The sequence below is a fragment of the Pseudomonas sp. NPDC079367 genome, from assembly GCF_044542195.1.
Classification (GTDB): domain Bacteria; phylum Pseudomonadota; class Gammaproteobacteria; order Pseudomonadales; family Pseudomonadaceae; genus Aquipseudomonas.
Genome location: NZ_JBITTW010000082.1, coordinates 1 through 3,007, shown reverse-complemented (window position 1 = coordinate 3,007; position 3,007 = coordinate 1). Strand labels below are relative to the sequence as shown.

At 59.3% G+C, this 3,007-nt stretch carries 3 protein-coding genes; all 3 read right to left on the bottom strand.

Annotated features, from left to right (window positions below):
- A partial coding sequence (locus ACIGDJ_RS28145) for a hypothetical protein (RefSeq protein ID WP_397504712.1) occupies nucleotides 1-95 on the bottom strand: 95 nt, incomplete at its 3' end.
- A 182-nt stretch (nucleotides 96-277) separates the two neighbouring features.
- Nucleotides 278-1,714: a dihydrolipoyl dehydrogenase gene (gene lpdA, locus ACIGDJ_RS28140; protein ID WP_101158689.1), complete on the bottom strand. Its 1,437-nt coding sequence runs from the start codon at nucleotides 1,712-1,714 to the stop codon at nucleotides 278-280.
- Between the two features lie 99 nt (nucleotides 1,715-1,813).
- On the bottom strand, nucleotides 1,814-3,007 hold a 1,194-nt coding region (odhB, locus tag ACIGDJ_RS28135), incomplete at its 5' end, for a 2-oxoglutarate dehydrogenase complex dihydrolipoyllysine-residue succinyltransferase (protein WP_397504711.1).

Sequence of the window (3,007 nt, the reverse complement as noted above, 5' to 3'; positions counted from 1 at the left end):
GCTGCTGCTTCCGGGGTGTCTACTGCGTAACCAGTGGAAACTGGCAGGCCGTATTCAGCGAACAGCTGCTTACCCTGATACTCGTGAAGATTCATGCTTTTTACCGTCTTCGTTAGGTACTGCGCATTCGGCGCTGCGCTCGTTTGAGTGCCGCGCCACCTGTGACTGCTGCTTGCGTAGCTGAGCTACGCAAGACTGCGTCCGGCGGACATTCCGCGGTGAGTCTTGCTCGCAAGGCTCACGACGGGCCGCTACCGCCGTGGTTTCTTATTATGTCTTAACGCTTCTTGCGGTTGGCAATGTGAATAGCGCCGCCATTCACTGCCAGAGCAGCTTCGTGCAAGGCTTCGGACAGGGTCGGATGGGAGAAAACCATCATGCCCAGGTCTTCAGCGCTGGTGCCGAATTCCATACCGATCGCGCCCTGCTGAACCAGTTCCGCAGCGCTCGGGCCAATCACGTGCACGCCCAATACGCGGTCGGTCTTGGCATCGGCGATGACCTTGACGAAACCACCGGTATCGTTGGCAGCCATGGCACGGCCGGAAGCGGCGAACGGGAAGGTGCCGACGTTGACTTCAACGCCTTCGGCCTTCAGCGCCTGCTCGGTTTTGCCAACCCACGCGATTTCCGGGTGAGTATAAATAACCGAAGGGATCAAATCATAGTTCATCTGAGCCTTGTGGCCCTTGATGCGCTCAACAACCATGATGCCTTCTTCCGAAGCCTTGTGGGCCAGCATCATGCCGCGAACCACGTCGCCAATGGCGAAGACGCCCGGTACGGCGGTGACGCAATGGTCATCAACCGCGATGAAACCGCGCTCGTCGATTTCCACGCCACAGTCGGCAGACAGCAGATCAGTGGTCACCGGACGGCGACCAACGGCTACGATCAGCTTGTCGAAAGTGATGGTCTGTTCGCCGTTGGCATCGGTGTAGTTGACGACGACTTCTTCGCCGTTGACTTTCGAACCGGTAACGCGAGCGCCCAGCTTGATGTCCAGGCCCTGTTTGGTCAGGGTTTTCAGTGCTTCCTTGGAAACAGCGGTGTCCGCTGCCATCAGGAAAGTGTCCAGCGCTTCGAGAACAGTCACTTCTGCACCCAGACGCGACCATACCGAACCCAGCTCCAGGCCGATCACGCCAGCGCCGATCACGCCCAGACGTTTAGGTACGGACTGGAATTCCAGAGCACCCGTCGAATCGACAATGACGTTCTGGTCAACCGGGGCCGGTGGAATGTCGATCGGACGCGAACCTGGCGCGAGAATGACGTTTTCCGCTTCGATGACTTCAACCGAGCCGTCCGGCTTGGTGACTTCGACTTTCTTGCCGGCCAGCAGCTTGCCGTGGCCCTGGATCGAAGTAACGCCGTTGGCCTTGAACAGGGTGGCAACACCGCCGGTCAGGTTCTTGACGATGCCAGCCTTGCGGCCAACCATCGCAGCGACGTCCATTTTGACTTCGCCGGTCGAGATACCGTGAACGTTGAAGCTTTCCTTGGCTTCCTTGTATTTCCACGAGCTGTCGAGCAGCGCCTTGGAAGGAATGCAACCCACGTTCAGGCAGGTACCGCCCAGGGCTTGCTTGCCCTCTGCGTCGGTGTACTTCTCGATGCAGGCAGTGGTCAGGCCCAACTGAGCAGCCTTGATGGCGGCTACATAGCCACCAGGGCCGGCACCGATCACTACTACGTCAAATTTCTGCGACATTCAAAAAATCCTCTTTTTTGCAGCAAGCGTGAAGCCGCAAGCCTCAAGCCAAACTGCGTTTACCTGCAGTTCGCAGCCTGAGACTTGCAGCTGCTTCTATCAAATATCCAGCAACAGACGAGCCGGATCTTCCAGCAGGTTCTTGATGGTCACCAGGAAGGTCACAGCTTCTTTGCCATCGATCAGACGGTGATCGTAGGACAGTGCCAGGTACATCATCGGACGGATCACGACCTGGCCGTTGATGGCCATCGGACGCTGGATGATGTTGTGCATGCCCAGAATCGCTGCCTGCGGCGGGTTGACGATCGGCGTCGACATCATCGAACCGAAGGTACCACCGTTGGTGATGGTGAAGGTACCACCGGTCATCTCGTCCATCGACAGTTTGCCGTCACGGGCCTTCTTGCCGAAGGTGGCGATGCCGCCTTCGATTTCAGCCAGGCTCATCAGCTCAGCGTTACGCAGAACCGGTACGACCAGGCCACGATCGCTGGAAACGGCAACGCCGATGTCCGCATAGCCGTGGTAAACGATGTCGCCGCCGTCGATCGACGCGTTGACAGCCGGGAAGCGCTTCAGCGCTTCGGTGGCCGCTTTGACGAAGAACGACATGAAGCCCAGGCGTACGCCGTTGTGGGACTTCTCGAACAGGTCCTTGTACTTCGAACGCAGGGCCATGACTTCGGTCATGTCGACTTCGTTGAACGTGGTCAGCATCGCCATGTTCGACTGGGCTTCAACCAGACGCTTGGCCACGGTGGCACGCACGCGGGTCATCGGTACGCGCTTCTCGATGCGGTCGCCAGCAGCGAATACAGGCGCAGCAGCCGAAGGAGCAGCAGCCTTGGCAGGTGCGGCAGCCGGAGCGGCTTTCTTCGCAGCAACAGCAGCAACCACGTCTTCCTTGGTCACACGACCACCTTTGCCGGTACCGGCAACGGAAGCGATGTTGATGCCGTTCTCTTCAGCCAGCTTGCGAGCAGCCGGTGCTGCGATCGGGTCGTCTTCGCCATCGGCAGCAGCCGGTGCGGCAGCGGCAGTAGCAGCCGGAGCAGCAGCGGCGGCAGGAGCGGCAGCAGCAGCGCCGCCCTCTTCGATCGAGCCCAGAACCTGGTTCGACAGAACGGTAGCGCCTTCTTCGGCGATGATTGCGCCCAGCACGCCGTCGGCTTCGGCCAATACTTCCAGCACGACCTTGTCAGTCTCGATGTCGACGATCAGGTCGTCACGCTTGACGGCCTCGCCTGGTTTCTTGTGCCAGGTGGCAACGGTGCCATCGGCAACCGATTC